Below are 382 nucleotides of genomic sequence, written 5' to 3' on the forward strand. Positions count from 1 at the left end.
GAAGGGTACTAAATAGTCCTTCCAATATAGAGATCCTCCCAGTTATTGTACTAGGTTTTATTCCCATCATGTTTAGTTCACTTAAATATGCTTCAATTTCCACTCTCGTTAATTGGTGTACTCTCTGAACTTGTTTAAACTTTATGTCCAGAAAATTAAAGAACTCTTTAAGTTTTTGGGCAATATCACTTACATAGGAAAAGCTATCCATGTTCAATCTTAACTTACAATATCTTTTTACAAGCTGTTTAAAATATGTATTCCGAAACCCTTTAAAGTTAATTGTATATTCATATTGTGTTGGGTTAACCTTATCATCTGGCAAAGGTAAGTTACGTCTATCCCAAACGTCTTTATCCCACTCCTCTCCATCAAAATAAAA

Annotated in this window: 1 pseudogene; it reads right to left on the reverse strand. The window is 32.5% G+C overall.

The features are described from left to right. Positions 1-382 (reverse strand): annotated as a pseudogene (locus tag HMPREF2846_RS14560) (transposase); the annotation flags it as partial.

Origin of the sequence: Staphylococcus sp. HMSC056G08, from assembly GCF_001812305.1 — a bacterium.
In the GTDB taxonomy this organism is placed as follows: Bacteria; Bacillota; Bacilli; order Staphylococcales; family Staphylococcaceae; genus Staphylococcus; species Staphylococcus simulans.